Raw genomic sequence first — 19,598 nt, forward strand, 5'->3', positions numbered from 1 at the left:
ATCTGCATATGTCAATTAGGACAACAGAATCATCTGCCCATTCCACCAATCTGTCCGGCGGCGACGCAACGCTGATTGGCGACGACGCAGCGCCAATCCGGCACGACTGGACGCACGAGCAAATTGCGGCTTTATTCGATTTGCCATTCGATGATCTGCTCTATCGCGCGCATACCGTGCAGCGACGCTATCATGCCGGCCGTGGCCTGCAAATTTCGCAATTGTTGTCCATCAAGACGGGCGGATGCCCGGAGGACTGTGGCTACTGCAGCCAATCGGTCCATGCCGAGACCGACCTGAAGGCGAGCGCATTAATGAGCGTGGACGCGGTGCTGCAGGCCGCTGCGCAGGCAAAGGCTGCCGGCGTGCAGCGCTTTTGCATGGGAGCCGCATGGCGCAGTCCGCGCGAGCGCGACCTGGAGCGAGTCTGCGCGATGGTTGAGGGCGTGAAGGCGCTGGGACTGGAGACCTGCGTGACACTCGGCATGCTGACCGACGCACAAGCGCAGCGCCTGGCCGAATCCGGCCTGGACTACTACAACCACAACATCGACACGAGCCCCGAATACTATCCGTCGGTGATCACCACGCGTACGTTGCAGGAGCGGCTTGACACACTCGAGCACGTGCGCAACGCGGGCCTGAAGGTTTGCTGTGGCGGCATCATTGGCATGGGGGAGTCGCGCGAGGATCGAGTCGGCATGTTGCAGACATTGGCCAATTTGCCGGCACACCCGGAGTCAGTGCCGGTCAACTCCCTAATGCGAATCGAAGGCACGCGGCTCGCGCACGAGCGCGACGTCGATGGGTTGGAGTTCGTGCGCACGATCGCGGTGGCCCGCATCGTGATGCCCACGTCCGTGATACGGCTCTCGGCTGGGCGTGAGCACATGAGCGACGAACTTCAAGCACTGTGCCTATTCGCTGGCGCCGGCTCGGTGTTCATCGGCGAGAAACTGTTGACTACGCCTAATCCGGCTCCCAGTCAGGACCGCGAGCTGATCAACCGGCTTGGCGCGACGAGCCAGGAGTCGGCTCCGATCCAATGGATCGCCAAATCACGGCAATGATCTCCGGGAAAACTCGCATGAAGTTGATCGAATCGCTCGGGCGCGGCTTGTCGGCGCTCGATGCAGAGCACTTGCGTCGGCATCGGCGCATTGCCGACAGCGCATGCAGCGTGCGGATGAGCGTGGACGGGCGACACATCGTGGGTTTTGCGAGTAACGACTACCTGGGACTTGCCGCGCATCCAGCGTTGATCCAAGCGCTGAGCGACGGCGCGCGACGCTATGGCGCCGGCAGCGGGGGATCCCACCTATTGGGCGGTCATTCGCGTGCGCATGCGCAGGCCGAGCAAGACCTGGCCGCGTTCTGTGGCGGCTTTGTCGACGATGCCCGTGCTTTATATTTTTGCACCGGCTACATGGCGAACCTGGCCGTACTGACCGCGCTGGCCGGTCGCGATGCAGCGGTCTTTTCCGATGCACTGAACCATGCTTCGCTGATCGACGGCACGCGGCTATCCCGCGCGTGCGTGCAGATCTATCCGCATTGCGATACCGTGACCCTGGACGCGATGTTGGGCGCAAGCGACGCGGCGACCAAAGTGATCGTCAGCGACGCGGTGTTCAGCATGGACGGCGATGTCGCACCGCTCGCGCAATTGGCTGCGCTGGCTGAGCGGCACAACGCGTGGCTGGTGCTGGACGATGCCCACGGTTTTGGCGTGCTAGGCCGCGACGGCCGGGGCTCACTCGACGCGAGCGGCGTGCACAGCGAGCATATCATCTACGTCGGCACGCTGGGCAAGGCGGCTGGGGTCGGCGGCGCGTTCGTGGTGGCCCATCCGGACGTGATCGAATGGTTCGTGCAGCGCGCGAGAACGTACATCTTCACGACGGCTGCGCCCCCAGCGATTGCGCATGCGGTGTCGGCCAGCGTGCAATTGATTGCCGGCGATGAAGGGGGCGCGCGCCGAGCGCAGCTATCGCGGCTTATATTGCGCACGCGCAGCCTACTTGCGGCGACGCCATACCGTTCGCTGGACTCGCATACCGCCGTTCAGCCACTGGTGATCGGCTCGAACGAGGCGACCTTGGCGCTCGCGGCGACGTTGGACGACGTAGGTCTTTGGGTGCCGGCCATCCGGCCGCCGACGGTTCCACCTGGCACATCCCGGCTGCGGATCTCGCTGTCGGCCGCGCACACGGATGACGATCTGGACCGGCTGGAGACTGTGCTGGCCGGTGTGGCGATGACATCTTGATTGATACTGGCGCCGACGAGCAAGCCACTCTGCCGTATCGGGAAGGCCACGCACAGATCCACCAGAAGGCTGGAGGACGCACGGACGGGCGCAGGCATCGGAAATGCTTAACACAACGTCGGATTGCGACAACGGAGGGCATCATGGGATATCAACGCTATTCGGATCGCGTGACACGCACCCGTCGGCATGCACAATGGACACAGCGGCAGGTATCCAGGGCTTCACGGCCGTTATGGCCACGCCTCGGCCTAGCCGCATTGGGGTTGGTTTGCTGCGTCGTCGCCGCTGTGCCGCGGGCGGCGCTCGCGGGTACGACGGATCGCCCGGTTGACCATCGCTCAACTGGCATGGGACCAGCCGGTACGACGGCACAAGCGAAGCTGGTGTCAGCGGCACCGGACCCAGTGGCGACGCAGGCGAAGCGGGTCACGCCGCCGATGCAACAGTCCGGCGGCACTGCCGACGGCGCGCGTCACCATGGCGGTGCGGGGAACCATCCGCCCAGTGATCGAAAGAACGGGCTGGGTTTCGACACCGACAAGAGCGGGCTCACTGAGCAGCCACAGCCTTCCAAGCTTAGGCGGTAGCGGCGCGCTTCGCATTGCGGTCGTCGGCGGGGCGCGGAATGTGCCGCTGGCGTAACGTTGACGCAGCCAGGGCAGGGCCAGCGTCAAGCGGGGCGGGGCGCGGCATCGAGCAGGCCGAACGGCTGTGGCATGGCGTCATGCCGCGCCTCAGGCCACGGCGTGAGGATCTGCGCGCCCGTTTCTGTCACCACGACCATATGCTCCCACTGCGCGGACCGTGAGCCATCCTGTGTCACGACTGTCCAGCCGTCCGCCAGTTGCCGCGTGCCAGCCGATCCGGCGTTGAGCATTGGCTCGATCGTAAAAATCATGCCCGGCTTCAATTCGAGGCCGGTTCCCGGGCATCCATAGTGGAGTACCTGCGGCTCATCGTGATACACGCGTCCGATCCCGTGGCCGCAATACTCGCGCACGATGCCGAAGCCTTCGCGTTGCCCGACGCGCTCGATCGCATGGCCGACATCGCCGAGCGTGGCGCCCGGACGCACGACGGCAATGCCCGCCATCATCGCTTCGTACGCAGTGCATACCAATCGCCGTGCCGCATCGTCCGGCTCGCCGACAAAGTACATACGGCTTGTATCGCCATACCAGCCGTCCTTGATCACAGCAACGTCAATATTCAGAATGTCGCCGTCCCGCAACGGGCGCGATGACGGAATGCCGTGGCACACCACGTGGTTCACCGACGCGCAGATCGTCTTTGGATAGCCACGATAGCCAACGTTGGCCGGTGTCGCACGTTGCACGTTGACGATATAGTCGTGGCACAGTCGGTCAAGCTCGTCGGTGCTCACGCCGGACTTCACGTAAGGGCCGATCATCTGCAGTACGTCCGCGGCCAGCATGCCAGCACGACGGGCCATCGCAATCTCGGCGCGCGAACGGAGCGGGACTCGGATAGCGCGCCGCATCATGCTACCTTGCTAACGTCGCTGTCCAAGCCGGCAGCATGCCAAGGCGCGCCCGCTACCTCGGCCTGCATCAACAACCGACAGAGTTCAGTGTAGTCGAGCGTCGGGTTCAATTCCGCAAGCATTCCGATGCGCAGCCAGTGTTCGGCCTGCGCGTTGATCGAGCGGCTCAGCGCGCCGCTTGCGTAGCGCAGCGACTCGTGCATCTGTTCGGAGATTTTGACGATACCCATTAGTAACCCATTAGTAACCCATTAGTAACCCATTAGTAACCCATTCTAATATATGTTTCGTATATAGTTAGTATAATGACATTACACGAGCGAAGCAAATTAAATCCACCCGTAGCGGTAGCGGCGAGGGCCCCGAATCGATCATAGGTGCGTTCGCACTAAGATTTGAGCTTAGCTGAGTCCTGGCCGTATCGAACGCACCCGTGAGATAGGCCTTGTCCCCTCTGACGGACGACAGGATGTCGCACGGCAAGGGCGGTCGACACGATCAGCGATCGGCTTCACAGACACCGCACGCCGCGTGCGCCAGCCTGCAGTCCCTGCCGGCTGGTCACCCAGTCTGCCGGCGTATTCAGGACGCCGTTGCCCAAATAGATCTTGACCGTCGACTGCCTGGCCCGCAAGGTTGTCGGTAGCTTGAGCATAGGCGGCAAACCGCTCCTCGGTGTCGAGCATCATTGCGGTGACCCGGTTAGCCGTCTCCAGATCTGTCGGTCCGACGATGCGTCGCAGGCACGCGATCGACTGATCAAGCTGCCCACCGGCACCCATGCAGACTGATGGATGTGTCGGAAAAGGCCTGCCCAATCTAGGGGCTGGTACACAAAAAATAATGAAAATTCCAGGCCGTTATAGCCCAAAAGGTAATATCAGCTGATGGATCGGATCAACGACAGGCACAGCGGGGAGGCTCACGCTGTACGCGGATGATTGGGACCGCGCATTTCTGCGTTACGCTATGGGATCCGGACAAGGGATCGTGCTGCCGCGCCCTCGCTTGGGCCGATATATGGAGGATCGACGAGACTTCACGATGAACGAAAACGTATGCCAACCCGCGCCACACACCCATAAGCTCACGCACGTTTCGCTGTCGCGCAAGCTCAAGTTGCAGCAACTGGTTCTCATCGCCAAGGTTATCGACAGTGGTTCACTGCTACGCGCTGCCAATGAGTTGAGCATGACGCAGCCGGCGTTGACCAAGTCCATCCACGAGTTGGAGGCGTTCTTCGGCGAGGCATTGTTCGAGCGCACGAACCGCGGCGTCGTGCCAACAGAACTGGGCCGGCTGCTGGGCCGTCGCGCTAAATCGATGATCACCGAACTGCGTTACCTGACCGACGAGGTCAATGCGCTGCAAAGCGGCACGGCCGGGCACGTGATCGTCGGCACCTTAATATCGGCGTCGGCCCGGCTGCTGCCAGTGGCGATCCGCAAATTGAAGGAGCAGGCGCCCGACATGCTGATCACGGTGCGTGAGGGGGGGACTGCGCAGTTGTTCCCGGCGCTGGCGACCGGCGACCTGGATATCGTGGTCGGCCGCCTGCCCGAACGCGAGTTGCCGCTTGCCAATGCGTTCCCACTGCAGCACGAGGTCCTATTCCAGGAATCGATGTGCGTGGTGGTCGGTGCCAGGCATGCGGCAGGCCTGCCCGCGCAACCAGGCCTTGCCGACTTGACGCACTTGCCGTGGATCGTGCCACTTGGCGATTCTCCAGTCCGCTTGCGGGCTGAACGGCTGTTTTATGACGCCGGCTTGCCGATGCCGGCCGATCGTGTCGAGTCGCTGTCCATGCTGACTAATCTCGGCTTGCTGCTCGAGCGACCCTGCGCGGCGCTGATGCCGCGCGCCGCCGCGCGTCAGTTCATCGATGCGGGTTTGTTAGCGGTTGTCGAGATCACCGGTGCGGCAGACTTTGGCACCGTGGGGTTTTCGGTCCGGGCCAACAAGAAAATCAGTCCTGCGTGCCTGCGCTTCATCGCCTGCCTTCGGGAAAGCGCGGCTCTGATTCACGGCGCGCTCGACGGCTGACAGATCGCTATAACAATAGGGAATAACGCATCCTGAAAAGGTTATTATTGTTTATGGTCAGCGCCGCTTAGACTGACTGCACTGATCTGATTCGTAGATCTGACGCGCGACTTGGGCAGGTCGCCGCGGCGATGCGGCGACATACTGGGGCCGGGCCGCCGGGCCGCCGGGCCGCCGGGCAGTCTGCTGAATCGATATAACAGCCTCGTCAGGAGACCCACGCATGACCAATCGAGTCGATCACTCCACACCTTGGTGCCGCGGCGCCCGCATGCTGATTGCGCTGACCGCTGCCGTGCTGTACCAAATGCCGGCGCAAGCCGCCGAGCCGGGGCCGCTGAAAATCGGCTTCCTGGGGACATTGTCAGGCCCAGGCGGCGCGCTCGGCCAGGACCAATATGATGCATTCATGCTGGCTGTCGAGCAAAAAGGCGGCAAGCTGGGCGGCGTACCGGTCCAGGTGCTGCGCAAGGACGACCAGCTCAAACCGGATGTCGCGCTCCAGGAAGCCCAGCAGCTGATCAATCGCGATGGGGTAAAAATTATCACCGGCGTGACGTTTTCCAACGTGATGATGGCGATCCACAAACCGGTGACCCGCGCCGGTGTGTTCCTGATCGGTTCCAATGCCGGCCCCACGCAACTTGCCGGATCGGGGTGTTCGCCGCTGTTTTTCTCGACCTCATGGAACAACGACGAACTGCATGAGGCAGGGGGCCAATTGGTGCAGGACTTGGGCTATAAGCACGTCTATGTGATGGCCCCGAACTACCAGGCGGGACGTGACGCGATCACGGGCTTTAAACGCGATTACCACGGCACAATCGTCAATGAGGTGTACACGCAGGTCAACCAGCCTGATTACTCGGCCGAATTGGCTCAGTTGCAGGCTATGCGCCCGGACGCCGTCTATGTGTTCTATCCCGGAGGTATGGGCGTGAACTTCGTCAAGCAGTATCGGCAGGCTGGTTTGCTGGGCAAAATTCCGTTGATTTCGGCCTCGACGATCGATGGCACGACATTGCCGGCGCTCAAAGAGCTGGCGGTCGGCGCGATTACCGTCGCACCCTATGCGCCTGATCTGAAAAACGCCCAGAACGTGCAATTCGCGTCGTCGTTCGAGTCCAAGTACGGGCGCAAGCCATCGATGTACGCGGCGCAGTCCTATGATGCGGCGAACCTGCTTGATGCAGCGCTGTCAGCCGTCAAGGGTAACGTGGCGGATCGCGATGCGCTACGTGCTGCGCTGCGCACCGCGCGTTTTCAATCGGTGCGGGGCGCCTTCAGCCTGGAATCCAACCAATTCCCCCGTGCCGGCTTCTATCGCGTCGACGTCGTGCGCACCACCGCCGGTGCTGCGTTTGAGAGCAAGAATCCAATCGTGCCGCAGTCCCGCACGCCGGTCTTGCAGCAGTGCAAAATGAACTGAGCGGATGCCACGATGAACCTGACGTTGGCGATCATGCAGTGCCTCAATGGCCTGCAGCTCGGCATCCTATTGTTCCTGATGGCAGCCGGCCTCACGCTTGTGTTCGGTATTGCAAACTTCGTCAACCTGGCGCACGGCTCACTTTACATGATGGGCGCTTTTGTCGGCGCGCTGGTGTACAACCTGACAAGCTCATTCATGTTGGCGACGCTGGCCGTCGTTCCCGCCATGATGGTAGTGGGCATCGCGCTGGAAGCGGGAATATTCCGCCGCCTTTACGCACGGAGCCACCTCGATCAGGTGCTGGCCACATTCGGGCTGATCTTGTTCTTCAACGAACTGGCTCGCACGTTGTGGGGTCCTTCTCCCTACTATATGGAAGTGCCACCCTCGCTGGCCGGCGCCATCGACGTATTCGGCATCCACTACCCTGCCTATCGGCTGCTCATCGTGGCCGCCGGTATTGGCATTGCCTTGATCTGCTACGTCGTCATTCATCGCACCCGCGTAGGCATGCTAATTCGCGCGGGCGCGACACATCGTGACATCGTCGCCGCACTGGGTGCCAACATGGGATTGCTCAATGCGTTGTTGTTTGGCATCGCCGCTGTGCTGGCGGGCGTTGCAGGGTTGCTTGCCGGTCCAATCTTGTCCGTGCAGCCTGGCATGGGCGAGCCCGTCCTGATCCTGACGATGGTAGTCATCGTCATCGGCGGAATCGGATCGATCCGCGGCGCCTTCTATGCGGCACTGATCGTCGGCGTGGTCGATACGCTCGGCCGTACGCTGCTGCCAGTGGCACTGCGCGAGCTGCTGGAGCGCAGCGCCGCCGACAGCGCCGGGCCCGCGCTCGCATCGATGCTGATCTATATCTTGATGGCAGCCGTGCTCGCATGGCGTCCGCAAGGGCTTTTTCCGGTCAAACACTGAACAGGCGCATGATCATGTCGATCCCTTTAGCCGCGCGCACGGCGCGCCCAACCTTGAGCAGCCACGAGCCAGGCGCGCGCGCGACGCTCGCCGGCAGAATGTCATGGCTGATCATGGCCGCGTTGATCGCGGTGCCGCTTTACGCACAGGCGACCCATCAGCCGTTCTTACTGACGCTGGTCACGCGCATCGCGATTTTCGCCATCGCCGCTATGTCGCTAGATCTGATATTGGGCGTCGGCGGTCTCGTGAGCTTTGGACATGCACTGTTCTTTGGGCTGGGCGCTTATGCCACCGGGATGCTCGCGCAACACGGCGTGACCAGCGGGTGGCTGCATTTGCTTTGCGCGGTCGCGGTCAGCGCGCTGGTGGCTGCGGTGACTGGAACCATTGCGCTGCGCACCCGCGGCATCGCATTCATCATGATTACGCTGGCGTTCGCGCAGATGTTTTACTTTTTTGCGGTCGGTCTTCGCGAGTATGGGGGCGACGATGGCTTCGCGCTGGCTGCCGGCAGCCAGTTCGGCGCCGTGCAGTTGACTGACCCACTCACGCTATACGTCGTATCCGCATGCCTGCTGATGGTACTGCTCGCGTTCGGTAGACGCTTTTTGCACACCGCAATGGGCCTGACGCTGGGCGGCATTCGGATCAATGAGCGCCGGATGCAGGCGCTTGGCATACCCACTATGCCATGCAAACGGGCCGTCTATGTCGTTGCCGCGGCGTTGTCGAGCATCGCAGGCATGCTGTTCGCGAACCTGACCCAATTCGTAGCTCCGTCGTATCTGTCCTGGACGGTGTCCGGCGACCTGATCGTGATGGTGGTGATCGGCGGCGCCGGCACGTTCATCGGCGCAGTGCTCGGCACGTTTGCGATCGTGTTGGCAGAGGAGGGGCTCAAGGCCATGACGGAGCACTGGATGCTCGTCATGGGGCCGTTGATCGTGGTGGCGGTGCTCGTCAATCGCCACGGGCTCGCCGGGCTGCTCGAGTCGTTCGGTGCACGCATGAGCCGCGGCCCCCGTGCGGCGGGAGAGCAGGCATGAGTTTGTTGCAGGTAACGGGATTGGTCAAGCGCTATGGCGGTTTTGTCGCGACCGATCATTTCAGCATGACGATTGAGCCGGGCGAGATCCATGCGGTCATTGGGCCGAACGGGGCAGGCAAGAGCACACTGATCGCGCAACTGGCCGGCGAGTTGCGCCCGGATGCAGGCACGATCCTGTTTGACGGCCGTGACGTCACATCGACAAGCATCAGTCAACGGGCGCAGCGCGGCTTGACACGCTCATACCAGATCACGTCTGTGCTCCCGGACTATACCGCACTGCAGAATGTCATGCTCGCGGTCAATGCGCTTGGGCCACGGCGCTTCGGCTGCTGGCGTGCACTCGCGCGCCAGAGCCACGTGCGCGAGTCCGCACTGGCGTTGCTCGAGCGTGTCGGGTTGGCGCAGCGCGCGCACGTGAGCGCGGCGCGGATGGCGCATGGCGAGCACCGTCAATTGGAACTGGCGATGGCGCTCGCCGGTCGGCCCAAACTGTTGTTGCTCGATGAGCCGATGGCAGGCATGAGCCAGGCCGAGTCAGAGCACATGACGGCACAGTTGCATGACCTCAAAGGCCGTCATGCGATGTTGCTGGTGGAGCACGATATGGACGCGGTCTTTGCACTGGCTGACAGGATCACTGTATTAGTCTACGGCAAGCCAATCGCGACAGGGCATGCCGACGAGATCCGCACGGATCCCCGCGTACGCGAAGCCTACCTCGGTGATGACACGGCACCGCATGGCAAGGGGGGACACGCATGACGGATCGATTGCTCGAAGTCGAATCGCTGGTAGCGTTTTATGGCCGCAGCCAAGCGTTGTTCGGTGTTGATCTGATGGTTGACGACGGCCAGTTCGTGACACTGCTGGGTCGTAACGGGATGGGCAAGTCCACGACAGTCAAGTCAATTACCGGCTTGCTGCACAGTTGCACCGGCGTCGTTCGGCTCGGTGGCAAGCCGGTGCATGCAAGCGCCTCCTATCAAATCGCGCGGGCCGGCATCGGCCTTGTGCCCGAGGGCCGACACGTCTTCCCGACCTTGACGGCGCGCGAGAACCTTGTCGCGACGGCGCGCGCCGGCCATCCGCGGCAAGGGGGGCCATGGACGCTGGAGCGCATCTACCAGCTGTTTCCAAGGCTCAAGGAACGCGAGCGTAATCTTGCTTCGAGCCTGTCCGGCGGGGAGCAGCAGATGCTTGCCATCGGCCGCGCGTTGCTGACCAATCCGCGTCTGCTGATCCTGGACGAAGCGACAGAAGGATTGGCGCCCTTGATTCGCGCAGAAATCTGGCGATGTCTTGCTGAACTGAAGCGGACCGGATTGGCGATCCTTTGCATCGACAAGAACCTCGCATCGCAACTAGCCATTGCGGATCATCACTACCTGATGTCCAAGGGGCGCGTGGTTTGGCACGGCGACTCGGCACAGCTACGGGCGCAGGCGGACAAGTTGAGCGCGCACCTAAGCATCTAGCAACGCGGCAGCTGGTACAGCGTATCATGCCGCCGCGACAGTTGCTGCGATGTATCATGCATTTCGACCTGACAGCGGAATCATCATGCCGTTTGACTTGACGTTTTCCGACCTCGCCGAGCGAGCGGTTCAGTACAACGCTCGCGCATTCGTGGCCGACTTCGATGAGCAAATGCGCCTATACGCGCAGCTAGCCGAGCGGTCTCGGCAAGCCTGCCCGGCGATACTCGATCAACGCTATGGCATGGGACAGGCCGAGCGTATCGATATCTTTCCGGCTGTCGCGGCCGGCCAGCCCGCGCCGCTCTTCGTCTACATCCACGGTGGGTACTGGCGTTCGCAGCGCAAGGAAGACGCGTGCTCGATGGCGCAAGCGCTGACGAGCCACGGCGTGGCAGTGGCGCTGGTTGAATACACGCTGTTGCCCGAGGCGACGCTTGCCGAAGTCGTTCGCGAGGTGCGCAGCGCGGTCGCATGGTTGTATCGCCATGGCGGAACATATGGCTTCGATGTCCAGCGGATCATTGTCTGCGGCAGTTCGGCGGGAGCGCATCTGGCCGGCATGCTGTATGGCGACGACTGGCAACGTGCGTTCGAGGTTCCGTTCGACGTCATCAAGGGGATCGTCGGCCTGAGCGGACTCTACGATATCCGGCCGTTATGCGACATCAACGTCAACGAATGGCTACGGCTCCATCCGGAGCAAGCGGCATTGCTCAGCCCGGCGTTGCGGCTGCCGCACGACGGACCGCCGGTAGTATTGGCGGTCGGGGGCCTGGAGACAGCCGGCTTCAAGCACCAGACCTATCATTTCCATGAACTGCTAGTCGCAAAAGGATTGCCGGTCCGACTGGTGCAGCAGCCAGATTGCCATCATTTCAATCTGGTCAACGAACTCGCCGATCCATCCAGCGAACTGCTGCGCGCCGCGCTGGCGCTGCTGCAGTAGAGCGGGGCAGTTGCGGCCAGTGATGCGTCATGCTGTGCTGGCAGGACGCGATATGGGGTGCTCTCTGACCACGCTCGCTATGGCATCATGACAGCAACGATTCAACACGCGAGTACGAAGCAGTTGGAAGCCGGCGCGGCTATACATTTCAATGCTGTAAGGCGCGCAAGCGCCGCTGCGCTTGTTGCTCTTTGCACGCGATGTGGTTGCCACGCCGGGCGCATTCGATTTAATCGCTGGCAATGAAGGCCCCGTGTAGCCCATTTAACCCAAACTGGACTCCCATGCAGACCAACATAAAACCCATTACTCGGGAAATGGCATCGGTGCCAGACCTTCCTAGCAAATGAAGTACCCGCGATGCGCTGCGCAAAGTCAACCACAGGATCAATGTAAGCGCAATATCGACGGTTAGCACGACGAGATGATCGATTAGACGATAGCCTCCCGTTCGGTGGATTGCTGAAGCATCGCTAACAATCATCGCGATCGCGCCTGGACCAACGGTCACGGGCAAGGTGAGTGGAATAAAAGCCACATTTGCTGGAGGCGTTGACGCTATTTTCTTCTGTGTTTCAGTCTCGTGATATTTTGGGAAGAGCATTCCAAAACCAATATAGGTGACAATCATTCCTCCTGCGACACGCATTCCCGGAACCGAAATACCGAACACGTTCATAATGGCACTGCCTGCGTAAAAACAGACCAATAACGCTATCAATACATAAAGGGCAGTCAAGTTGATCTGTTGCTTGCGCTGCGCGGGGCTCATATGAGCACTCAATCCAAAAAATACGCTAGCGCTAGTAATCGGATTGATGATTGGCAAGAGTGTTATCAGGCCAATCCCAACATAACTCAGATAGTCATTCATAATATTGTGCTCCTTTCCTGGGCATAGACCATGCCATTTGTTCCAGATTGTGGACCGCTTGTCAGTTTCTCTGCAGATTCCGCGCCTGCTCTCCTGAGCATCGGCTGTGCCAACTGCAGTACAACGATAGGCGGGACTATCCGGATGTTTCGTGCAGCTTGTATTTTCGCACATCTAGGCTGGAGCAAATTTTGTCCCTCCCCGGATGTGGCGGTGACGTGCGAGTTAATCCGCTGTCCAGTTTTAGGAGGGCTACTGCCTATTGATTTTTTATGCATGCGAGTCAGTATGACTTTCGTGGTGCAAAGGCTGGCCTGCCGTGGTGAATCAATATTGGCACTGCATTTCATGACACGTCCGCTCACCGCGTGTGCCTCGGACTGCTGTCGCTCTCGCGAACGTGCGCGGGCCTTACTATTACCACTGCCCGGAGGTCACGACTCTGAAGCTTGACGGCCTGGCTCGTGCGTTCGAGGATCAAGCGGCGTTGAGCGCCAACGTCAGCCTGTCGTTTGAAGAGCGCTTGGGCATGGCCGATCTTCAATTCCTCGAACAGGCGGGCAAGCAGGGTCTCGATCAGGCCGCCCGAAAATGAGTATGGCATCCGCTCCACGCTCATTACCAGCCAACTACAGCTAAACAAAACGTTGCCGGTCAAGCCAGATAGCGCTAAAATGTATTGCAATTGTAATACAGGAAGACGCCATGACGAAGACAGCGACACTCCCAGCACTGCGTGTCGAGCCCATGCTACGACACGCGGTGGAAGACGTGCTGAACGAAAACGAGACACTATCGGCGTTTATGGAGTCGGCGCTACGGGCCGGTGTCGCGCATCGACGGCTGCAGCGAGCCTTCATCGCACGTGGCCTTGCGGCCCGAGAGGAGGCACAGCGCACTGGCGAATATGTGCAGGCCGATGCAGTATTGACTGAGCTTGAGGGTATGCTCGACGCGGCGCGTTCCGCCCGCGGGACGCACGGTTGACTTACCGCGTTCGCTATACGCGTGCCGCGCGAGCGGATCTGGTGCGGCTGTACCGATTTCTGCTTGAGCAAGACTTGGATGCGGCTGCCCGCGCGCTCGACGCGATCCAACGGGGTGTCGACATACTGCGTACCTTTCCGTTTACGTGCCGCAAGGCTGTAGGGGAAAATCCGTTCCTGCGCGAATTGATTGTATCGTTTGGCTCATCGGGTTATGTAGTGCTGTTCGAGATTGAGGAAGAACGCACGGTCACAATCCTCGCGGTACGTTCGCAACGGGAAGAGGACTACTATTGATGTGTCAAAGCCATTTTTGAATGGCTTGTGCAACTTGCAGCACGTAACTGAGGCGCTTGTGCTCGACAACTGCGCCCTGACCGATTTCGGCCAGCCGGTCATACTGCCTGCTGGGCAACACATGGCCGTCGGCTCGAAGCTCAATGCAGCCATCTGGGTACTCCCACACGTCGATATAGCGCTCGATCTACTTCCGATTCTCTGGCGTGTTATCCAGCAGTTACATCACTCGGTCGTATTGCACCGTCAGCGCCTTGGTCACCTTGCGCGGCTCGCGCCAGGTGAGCGTCAATTCAAGGCTCTCGTCGTCTCGCAGCGGCCGGTGCGCGTCGAAGTTGCCGACCGGTGCGATCAGATCAGCGCCAATGATGAACCCTTGCATTGCGGTGATGGCACGTATAGACTAGTTATATGTCTAGTCATTATGGATGCGCCATGCATACTTGGCCTGTACAAGACGCGAAAGCCCGTTTCAGCGAGCTACTTGATGCCTGTGTCAGTGAGGGGCCACAGGTGGTGACTCGTCGCGGCGCAGAAACAGCCGTGCTGGTGCCTATCATGGAGTGGAAGCGGCTCAACGACGCCGCACGTCCCTCGCTGAAAGCCTTGCTGTTGGCCGATTTCAGTCGTGGTGACCTTGACTTACCACAACGTGGACGGGCGCAGCGTCGCACAACTCTTGCTTTATAAAACCACCGTGTTCCTTCTGGATACGAATATTGTTTCTGAGCTTCGCAAGCTTCGCCCGCATGGGGCAGTCGTGTCATGGCTCGAAAGCGTTGCCGACCACGAGCTTTACCTGTCCGCCGTGACACTCGGTGAAATTCAAGCAGGCATCGAAATCACGCGCGAGCAAGACGCCGACAAGGCATCGGCGATAGAAGCGTGGGTTGATCAAGTCAGCGCGACCTACAATGTCTTGCCCATGGATGCTGCGACCTTCCGGCTCTGGGCGAAGCTGATGCATCGCCAGTCGAACACAGTCTATGAAGACGCCATGATCGCGGCCAGCGCGCTGATGCACAAGCTTATCGTCGCCACGAGAAACGTTCGCGACTTTGAACGCTTTGACGTACCGGTGTTCAACCCATTCGGGAAATGAGTCTACCTACACCTTGATTTCGCGCAGAACGCATCGATGTTTTGACTCGTACATCGCGCGGCCAAACGGCGTTACACGACTGCCCGTTTTACCCAGCATCCGGACCAGTTGCTGGCGCATTTGATGTAGCGCCAACATCGCCTGTTAGTCCGCCGATTTGACGGCAATAAAGCGCATGGCTTGTCGCCGCAGGCCGAAGCGACGGCACTGGCCGCCGAGACGCCGCCATCGCGCAGAAGCTGCATCTGCCCAAGAGCACGCTGTACAGCTGCCTGCGGCATCAATCCTTGTCAAAGCCATTCTCAAATGTCCGAACTGCAGCTAAATAAAAGTGTCGTATGCATACGTTATCTAATATGATAAAGGTTTTAGTTACGCACGAATAGTGTCAACTATGCTGTTCAAACTGCCCATATCGCCGCACGCCAAATTGTTTATAGAAACGGCTGCTACGCGATGCAAATGGCGAACTAGCCACCATGATGAATGCTGTGCCGCAGCTACAAGGTGCTAAGTTAGCGTAGAGCAGTACATGCGTAGAGTTGACAAGGGCAGCAGTGCAACGTAATTATTTTAAATTACTGAGCATGATAAACGCCAGCCGTGAGCAATGGCGCATGCGGTTCAAGCTGCGTCCCGGTGAAGTCCGACCGTTGCTTTGGAGTGCGCTAGGTCTTTTCTGGTTATCGTTAACGTATTACCTAATCCGGCCTATCCGTGACACGATGGGTGCCGTGAGCGGCGTGCAAAAACTGACGTGGTTATTTAGCGCTACATTGTTGTGTATGTTGCTTATTTCATTTTTATTTTCAAAATTATTAAACCGAATTTCTTTGCAGCGTGCAGTTTCGATCAGTTATCGAGTTTGCATCGCGATCCTTATGATGTTTGCGATCCTAATGCGATCCAACGTGCCAGAACAAGCGTTTTGGATAGGAGATGTGTTTTTTGTTTGGGTTTCTGCCTATAGCGTTTTTGCGATGACCATGTATTGGATGATGACCATCGACAAGTTCAGCAAAGAGCAAGGCGAGCGACTTTTTGGGATGGTGTCAGCCGGTGCGAATTTGGGTGCGCTGGCAGGTTCAGGTGTGAGTACTGCCCTGTCAGGTCTGCTTGGTCCAGGGTGGACACTGGCAATTGCAGCAATTTTTCTTGAATTAGCGGCTCGCAGTACATTGCATCTTACATCAACGTCAACGGAACTAGATAAGGGGCGTGGGAGAATAGCTTATCAGGGTAAAAGGAAGCATGCCGGCAGCATGACGAGTGGAGCCCGACAGAAAGGTAATATAAATTTAAACAGCCTTGCAAAATTATTTCATATTGCTCCAGCTCTACGAGCTTCTCATGTCGCGAGCCTGTGCATCTATGTTGTTCTCTTGTCACTAACGTCAACAGCATTGTATTTTCATCAAGCTATACTGATACAAGGCCTAGATATTGACAATAAAGAGCGCATTAGACTATTTTCATCAATTGACCTTGTTGTCAACGCTGTCACAATCATAATCCAATTATTTTTAACTAGTCGCGTAATCCGTTCTCTTGGGGTTCCAATTGCTCTTGCGATGGCCCCAATAACAAGCGCCATAGGTTTTGGCATGCTCGCATGGAAGCAGACAGTCGCAATCCTCATTGCATTTAGAGTAATCTCTCGAATCGTCAATTTTTCAATTACCAAGCCCGTTCAGGAAACGCTATTTGCAGCCATAGACGAAAAAATAAGATATAAAATCAAGAGTTTTATCGATACAGTAGCTTATCGCTCAGGTGACCAATTGGGCGCTTGGACCTATGCCGGCATGGGGATGCTAGGCTTATCCATCAGCGCAATTTCTTTTGCGATGGTACCATTATCCATATTTTGGCTGCTTAATGGAGTCTGGTTAGGGCATCAATATACAAGAGTTACAACTCACGCGGAGTCGAAGAGCGGGTCCTGAATGGGCAGGGTGCAAGCAGGTTACCTACGCGAAGGCGCGGGGGTTATCGGAGCGACGCGCGTGCGCGCTGATGTCGGTGGCAAGATCGGCGCTGCATGATGAATCGAAGCTGGCCGGGCGGGATGCTCCGGTGCTTGCGGCATGAGCATCCTGTTCCTCGGGGCGACGCGCATTGCAACTCCGCATACTCGGGCAGCGAAGGGCTTTCTGGCTTCTCCATCAGGTGCACCGGCTCGGCAGACTGAGCGACATAATAGCCGCGCACGACTCCTTGCCGATCATGCCAGCCCGCTTCGATGCGCTCGGTCGGTGACACTAGACGTTCGGAGCTAGACACCATGCCTATTTCTAACCATAATGAACATTATGATCAATATGGCAATGGAGAATGCGATGATTACTGAAGTCAATGCCGTGAACTTCCGACAAAACCTGGGCGAAATGCTCAATCAGGTACAGTATCGCAACGACAGTATCGTTATTAATAAAGATGGCAAGCCGGTCGCAGCGCTCGTTGACGCCGAATTATTCGCCCGCATCCGGCGTATGCAGGACCGCTTCGATGCGCTTAGCAGCCGCATCGCCGAAGCCTATGCCGGCGTGCCGGTTAAGGAAGGTGAGGCGGAGATCGATGCCGCGGTGGCGGCTGAGCGGAAGCGGTGCTGATGGCTGGCTTACGTGTCGTGCTTGATACCAACGTGTTGATATCGGGCTTGGCTTACCCGAGCAGCGTGCCTGGGCGCGTCGTTGCGGCTTGGCGCCAAGGCGGGTTGGAGGTGGCACTGTCGCACTACATCTTAGACGAGATGGTCCGGGTTCTACCGCAGTTGCCTAGAGTAGGCATGACACCGGCGCAAATTCGCGATCTAGCCGACAGTTTTATGTTATTGGCCGATGTAGTCGAGCCAGAAGGGGCGCAGGACGCAAGTTTGCACGATTCCGCTGATCAGCCCGTATTACTTACGCTGCTGGCAGCGAAAGCGCAGTATCTCATTACGGGGGATAAAGATTTGTTGGCGCTGGCGGATCGATATCCCATCGTCACGCCGGCGGATTTTTGGAGGCGCCATGGGCCCTAGTTGAAATCGGCATGGTGATGCGAGTAACAGGTTACAAATCACGCAGTGTCGAAGAATGGGTCCTGAACGGGCAGGGCGCTCATGCCTGCTCCACTGTCCCTGGTAGACCGACGGACAGGTTTGCAAGGTTAAGAATGTGCCTTTGTGCATCGTGCTAAATCCACGACCGGTTGCGGCTCATTGCCGCGGCTGGTAAAGTTTGGGTGGACGCTGCCGTCGCGGCACCCACAAGCCGGCTTCTGTCATCAGCCGGCGAACCGTCTCCTTGGTCAGTCCAATGCCGTGGCATTTCCACAGCTTCTCGCAGGCCAGCGTCGGCCCAAAATCGGCATAGCGCTCGCGGATGATCGAGAGTGTGCGCTCGGCTGTTGCGGCATCCAGTCGGTTGTTGTAGTCGTTCGACCAGACGACGGATCTGTCGGCTCGTCAACTCGAGTCGTTGCGCCGCGCGCCACGGCTTGAGTTTGCCGTCCACCACATCCTGAATGACCCTAAATCGGTCTAGCTCGCGCATCGTCATGGTTATCCGCTCTGTCGTTGCCATCAAAGCCTCCGGCACTGGATTTCCAGCCGCCGGTTAGCTTACGATGAACCGAAAAGCGGACATTTGAACTTAGCCAAAAGCGGACATTACAACTTAGCCGCTACACGCTGTAAATGCGATAATTCACGTTATGTAAAATTAAAGACGTTTACGATGGCTCCTCTGTTTAGTATCATGAAGCGGCTGAGTCAGCAAAGCTATTCGGGAGCCTATCCCACACTTCGCTTTCAGGCACTCGATCATAAAAATTGTGCGTATTGTCAATGTCATACACGCCTGCTCTTGCGAGGGAAAATGCGTATCAATGACATGCTGAACCCGACAAGCGTCCCACCGCGCGCTCACGAGGAAAAACAGAAAGAAGCCCACGTGCAGCCTAGCAACGCACAGCTCAATGTCCGGTTAGACACCTTCAGAGATCACGACGGCCGTGCTACCAAAAGAAAGAAAAGTGCTGACTCCAACCGAGCCATCATTAAGCAGATGTCGGGCCAATTTGCGTTGAAATCGTCGAACGCGGGCGTCGACACGGATGCAAGAACCGTCACTACTGACCCAGCCGAACCAACCCCTAAACGGGCGGCCGATAAGAACCGCATCGAGAGTTCAACCACGTGGCTGGCCAAAAAAATTGCAGTTGCAAAAGCTGCTCCGGGTGACCCGGCTTTCTCGGTACTCAACTTCAAGCCGGAGCGGCCCCTTACAAGAGCTGAAGAATTAATTAATACATATCTTCAGCACAAACCTAGCCCTAGAGCAGCTGCGTATGTAACGCAGTTACGACATTTTAACGCATGGGCTTTGAATAACGGTCAAAGCCGAGAACCGCTTGATGATGTATTAAACTTGGAATTGACGCCAAAAGATCAGCCTGCTATCAACGCTTGGCGGAACACTACACCCAATCCTTACGCCCGTGAGGGTTATGCCGCATTTAACGACTTCCGGGCAGCGTACGGTAAAACGGTCGACCCACGCAAAAAGCCACCTTTACGCTACGACAAAATGGTGAACCTAGATGATGCTTAAAGAAAGGCCAGCCTTCCCGCCGGGGACTTGCGGGCCGTTGAAACTGCTGTAGCCGCGCGCTGGTTCGTGCGGCGAAGCGGCTCGA

General features: G+C 58.5%; 22 protein-coding genes and 3 pseudogenes. 20 read left to right on the forward strand and 5 right to left on the reverse strand.

Annotation, left to right across the window (positions count from 1 at the left end):
- Positions 1-8: 8 nt before the first annotated feature.
- From bioB to IHE30_RS06145, 3 genes are all read left to right on the forward strand, one after another.
- Positions 9-1,070: a biotin synthase BioB gene (gene bioB, locus IHE30_RS06135; protein WP_337689520.1), complete on the forward strand. Its 1,062-nt coding sequence runs from the start codon at positions 9-11 to the stop codon at positions 1,068-1,070.
- 17 nt (positions 1,071-1,087) lie between these two features.
- The gene (gene bioF / locus IHE30_RS06140; RefSeq protein WP_337689521.1) at positions 1,088-2,269 is read left to right on the forward strand and encodes an 8-amino-7-oxononanoate synthase; all 1,182 of its coding nucleotides are present in this window, start codon (positions 1,088-1,090) and stop codon (positions 2,267-2,269) included.
- Between the two features lie 143 nt (positions 2,270-2,412).
- Positions 2,413-2,859, forward strand: a complete 447-nt coding sequence (locus IHE30_RS06145; protein WP_337689522.1) for a hypothetical protein — start codon at positions 2,413-2,415, stop codon at positions 2,857-2,859.
- 83 nt (positions 2,860-2,942) lie between these two features.
- Here IHE30_RS06145 and map read toward each other — a convergent pair whose 3' ends face one another.
- Complete coding sequence (gene map, locus IHE30_RS06150; protein ID WP_337689617.1) at positions 2,943-3,773, reverse strand: type I methionyl aminopeptidase; 831 nt, start codon at positions 3,771-3,773, stop codon at positions 2,943-2,945.
- Positions 3,773-4,006 (reverse strand): ParD-like family protein, encoded by a 234-nt coding sequence (locus IHE30_RS06155; protein WP_337689523.1) that lies wholly within the window; start codon positions 4,004-4,006, stop codon positions 3,773-3,775. Before IHE30_RS06155 ends, map begins: the two co-directional genes overlap by 1 nt.
- Positions 4,007-4,384: 378 nt before the next feature.
- Here IHE30_RS06155 and IHE30_RS06160 point away from each other — a divergent pair, with 378 nt between their 5' ends.
- The 8 genes from IHE30_RS06160 to IHE30_RS06195 all read left to right on the forward strand — a co-directional run bounded on the left by IHE30_RS06160 (position 4,385) and on the right by IHE30_RS06195 (position 11,656).
- Complete coding sequence (locus tag IHE30_RS06160) at positions 4,385-4,567, forward strand: hypothetical protein (RefSeq protein WP_337689524.1); 183 nt, start codon at positions 4,385-4,387, stop codon at positions 4,565-4,567.
- 253 nt (positions 4,568-4,820) lie between these two features.
- Complete coding sequence (locus IHE30_RS06165; RefSeq protein ID WP_337689525.1) at positions 4,821-5,819, forward strand: LysR substrate-binding domain-containing protein; 999 nt, start codon at positions 4,821-4,823, stop codon at positions 5,817-5,819.
- Between the two features lie 223 nt (positions 5,820-6,042).
- Positions 6,043-7,248, forward strand: coding sequence for an ABC transporter substrate-binding protein (locus tag IHE30_RS06170; RefSeq protein WP_443193610.1), 1,206 nt, complete (start codon positions 6,043-6,045; stop codon positions 7,246-7,248).
- A gap of 12 nt (positions 7,249-7,260) precedes the next feature.
- Positions 7,261-8,178, forward strand: a complete 918-nt coding sequence (locus IHE30_RS06175) for a branched-chain amino acid ABC transporter permease (RefSeq protein ID WP_337689526.1) — start codon at positions 7,261-7,263, stop codon at positions 8,176-8,178.
- A gap of 14 nt (positions 8,179-8,192) precedes the next feature.
- Positions 8,193-9,227 (forward strand): branched-chain amino acid ABC transporter permease, encoded by a 1,035-nt coding sequence (locus tag IHE30_RS06180; RefSeq protein WP_337689527.1) that lies wholly within the window; start codon positions 8,193-8,195, stop codon positions 9,225-9,227.
- Entirely contained in the window at positions 9,224-9,994 is a 771-nt protein-coding gene (locus tag IHE30_RS06185) for an ABC transporter ATP-binding protein (RefSeq protein WP_337689528.1), read from the forward strand. Before IHE30_RS06180 ends, IHE30_RS06185 begins: the two co-directional genes overlap by 4 nt.
- Complete coding sequence (locus tag IHE30_RS06190; RefSeq protein ID WP_337689529.1) at positions 9,991-10,707, forward strand: ABC transporter ATP-binding protein; 717 nt, start codon at positions 9,991-9,993, stop codon at positions 10,705-10,707. Before IHE30_RS06185 ends, IHE30_RS06190 begins: the two co-directional genes overlap by 4 nt.
- An 85-nt stretch (positions 10,708-10,792) precedes the next feature.
- Positions 10,793-11,656 carry an alpha/beta hydrolase gene (locus tag IHE30_RS06195; protein ID WP_337689530.1) on the forward strand — a complete coding sequence of 288 codons (864 nt, stop codon included), beginning with the start codon at positions 10,793-10,795 and terminating at the stop codon, positions 11,654-11,656.
- A gap of 229 nt (positions 11,657-11,885) precedes the next feature.
- On the opposite strand, the gene IHE30_RS06200 is transcribed toward IHE30_RS06195, so the two are convergent.
- Entirely contained in the window at positions 11,886-12,530 is a 645-nt protein-coding gene (locus tag IHE30_RS06200; protein ID WP_337689531.1) for a MarC family NAAT transporter, read from the reverse strand.
- 705 nt (positions 12,531-13,235) lie between these two features.
- On the opposite strand from IHE30_RS06200, the gene IHE30_RS06205 reads away from it, so the two are divergent.
- Together IHE30_RS06205 and IHE30_RS06210 are read left to right on the forward strand one after the other, a co-directional pair.
- Positions 13,236-13,517: a YlcI/YnfO family protein gene (locus IHE30_RS06205; protein WP_337689532.1), complete on the forward strand. Its 282-nt coding sequence runs from the start codon at positions 13,236-13,238 to the stop codon at positions 13,515-13,517.
- Positions 13,514-13,813, forward strand: coding sequence for a type II toxin-antitoxin system RelE/ParE family toxin (locus tag IHE30_RS06210; RefSeq protein ID WP_337689533.1), 300 nt, complete (start codon positions 13,514-13,516; stop codon positions 13,811-13,813). Before IHE30_RS06205 ends, IHE30_RS06210 begins: the two co-directional genes overlap by 4 nt.
- A gap of 16 nt (positions 13,814-13,829) precedes the next feature.
- Here the strand turns inward: IHE30_RS06210 and IHE30_RS06215 are convergent.
- A pseudogene (locus tag IHE30_RS06215) lies at positions 13,830-14,159 on the reverse strand (ISNCY family transposase); the annotation flags it as partial.
- Between the two features lie 89 nt (positions 14,160-14,248).
- Between IHE30_RS06215 and IHE30_RS06220 the strand changes: the two are divergent.
- From IHE30_RS06220 to IHE30_RS06245, 6 genes and pseudogenes are all read left to right on the forward strand, one after another.
- Positions 14,249-14,503, forward strand: a complete 255-nt coding sequence (locus IHE30_RS06220) for a type II toxin-antitoxin system Phd/YefM family antitoxin (RefSeq protein WP_337689534.1) — start codon at positions 14,249-14,251, stop codon at positions 14,501-14,503.
- Between the two features lie 7 nt (positions 14,504-14,510).
- The gene (locus tag IHE30_RS06225) at positions 14,511-14,915 is read left to right on the forward strand and encodes a type II toxin-antitoxin system VapC family toxin (RefSeq protein ID WP_337689619.1); all 405 of its coding nucleotides are present in this window, start codon (positions 14,511-14,513) and stop codon (positions 14,913-14,915) included.
- A gap of 557 nt (positions 14,916-15,472) precedes the next feature.
- Entirely contained in the window at positions 15,473-16,861 is a 1,389-nt protein-coding gene (locus tag IHE30_RS06230) for an NTP/NDP exchange transporter (RefSeq protein WP_337689535.1), read from the forward strand.
- Between the two features lie 13 nt (positions 16,862-16,874).
- A pseudogene (locus IHE30_RS06235) lies at positions 16,875-17,003 on the forward strand (IS3 family transposase); the annotation flags it as partial.
- Positions 17,004-17,218: 215 nt separating this feature from the next.
- The gene (locus tag IHE30_RS06240) at positions 17,219-17,527 is read left to right on the forward strand and encodes a type II toxin-antitoxin system Phd/YefM family antitoxin (RefSeq protein ID WP_337689536.1); all 309 of its coding nucleotides are present in this window, start codon (positions 17,219-17,221) and stop codon (positions 17,525-17,527) included.
- A complete protein-coding gene (locus IHE30_RS06245) occupies positions 17,527-17,940 on the forward strand; it encodes a putative toxin-antitoxin system toxin component, PIN family (protein WP_337689537.1) in 414 nt (137 codons plus the stop codon). Before IHE30_RS06240 ends, IHE30_RS06245 begins: the two co-directional genes overlap by 1 nt.
- Positions 17,941-18,123: 183 nt before the next feature.
- Here IHE30_RS06245 and IHE30_RS06250 read toward each other — a convergent pair.
- A pseudogene (locus IHE30_RS06250) lies at positions 18,124-18,484 on the reverse strand (ISNCY family transposase); the annotation flags it as partial.
- A gap of 153 nt (positions 18,485-18,637) precedes the next feature.
- On the opposite strand from IHE30_RS06250, the gene IHE30_RS06255 reads away from it, so the two are divergent.
- Positions 18,638-19,513 (forward strand): hypothetical protein, encoded by an 876-nt coding sequence (locus tag IHE30_RS06255; protein ID WP_337689538.1) that lies wholly within the window; start codon positions 18,638-18,640, stop codon positions 19,511-19,513.
- Positions 19,514-19,598 lie beyond the last annotated feature (85 nt).

Source organism: Mycetohabitans sp. B46 (assembly GCF_037389205.1).
Classification (GTDB): Bacteria; Pseudomonadota; Gammaproteobacteria; order Burkholderiales; family Burkholderiaceae; genus Mycetohabitans.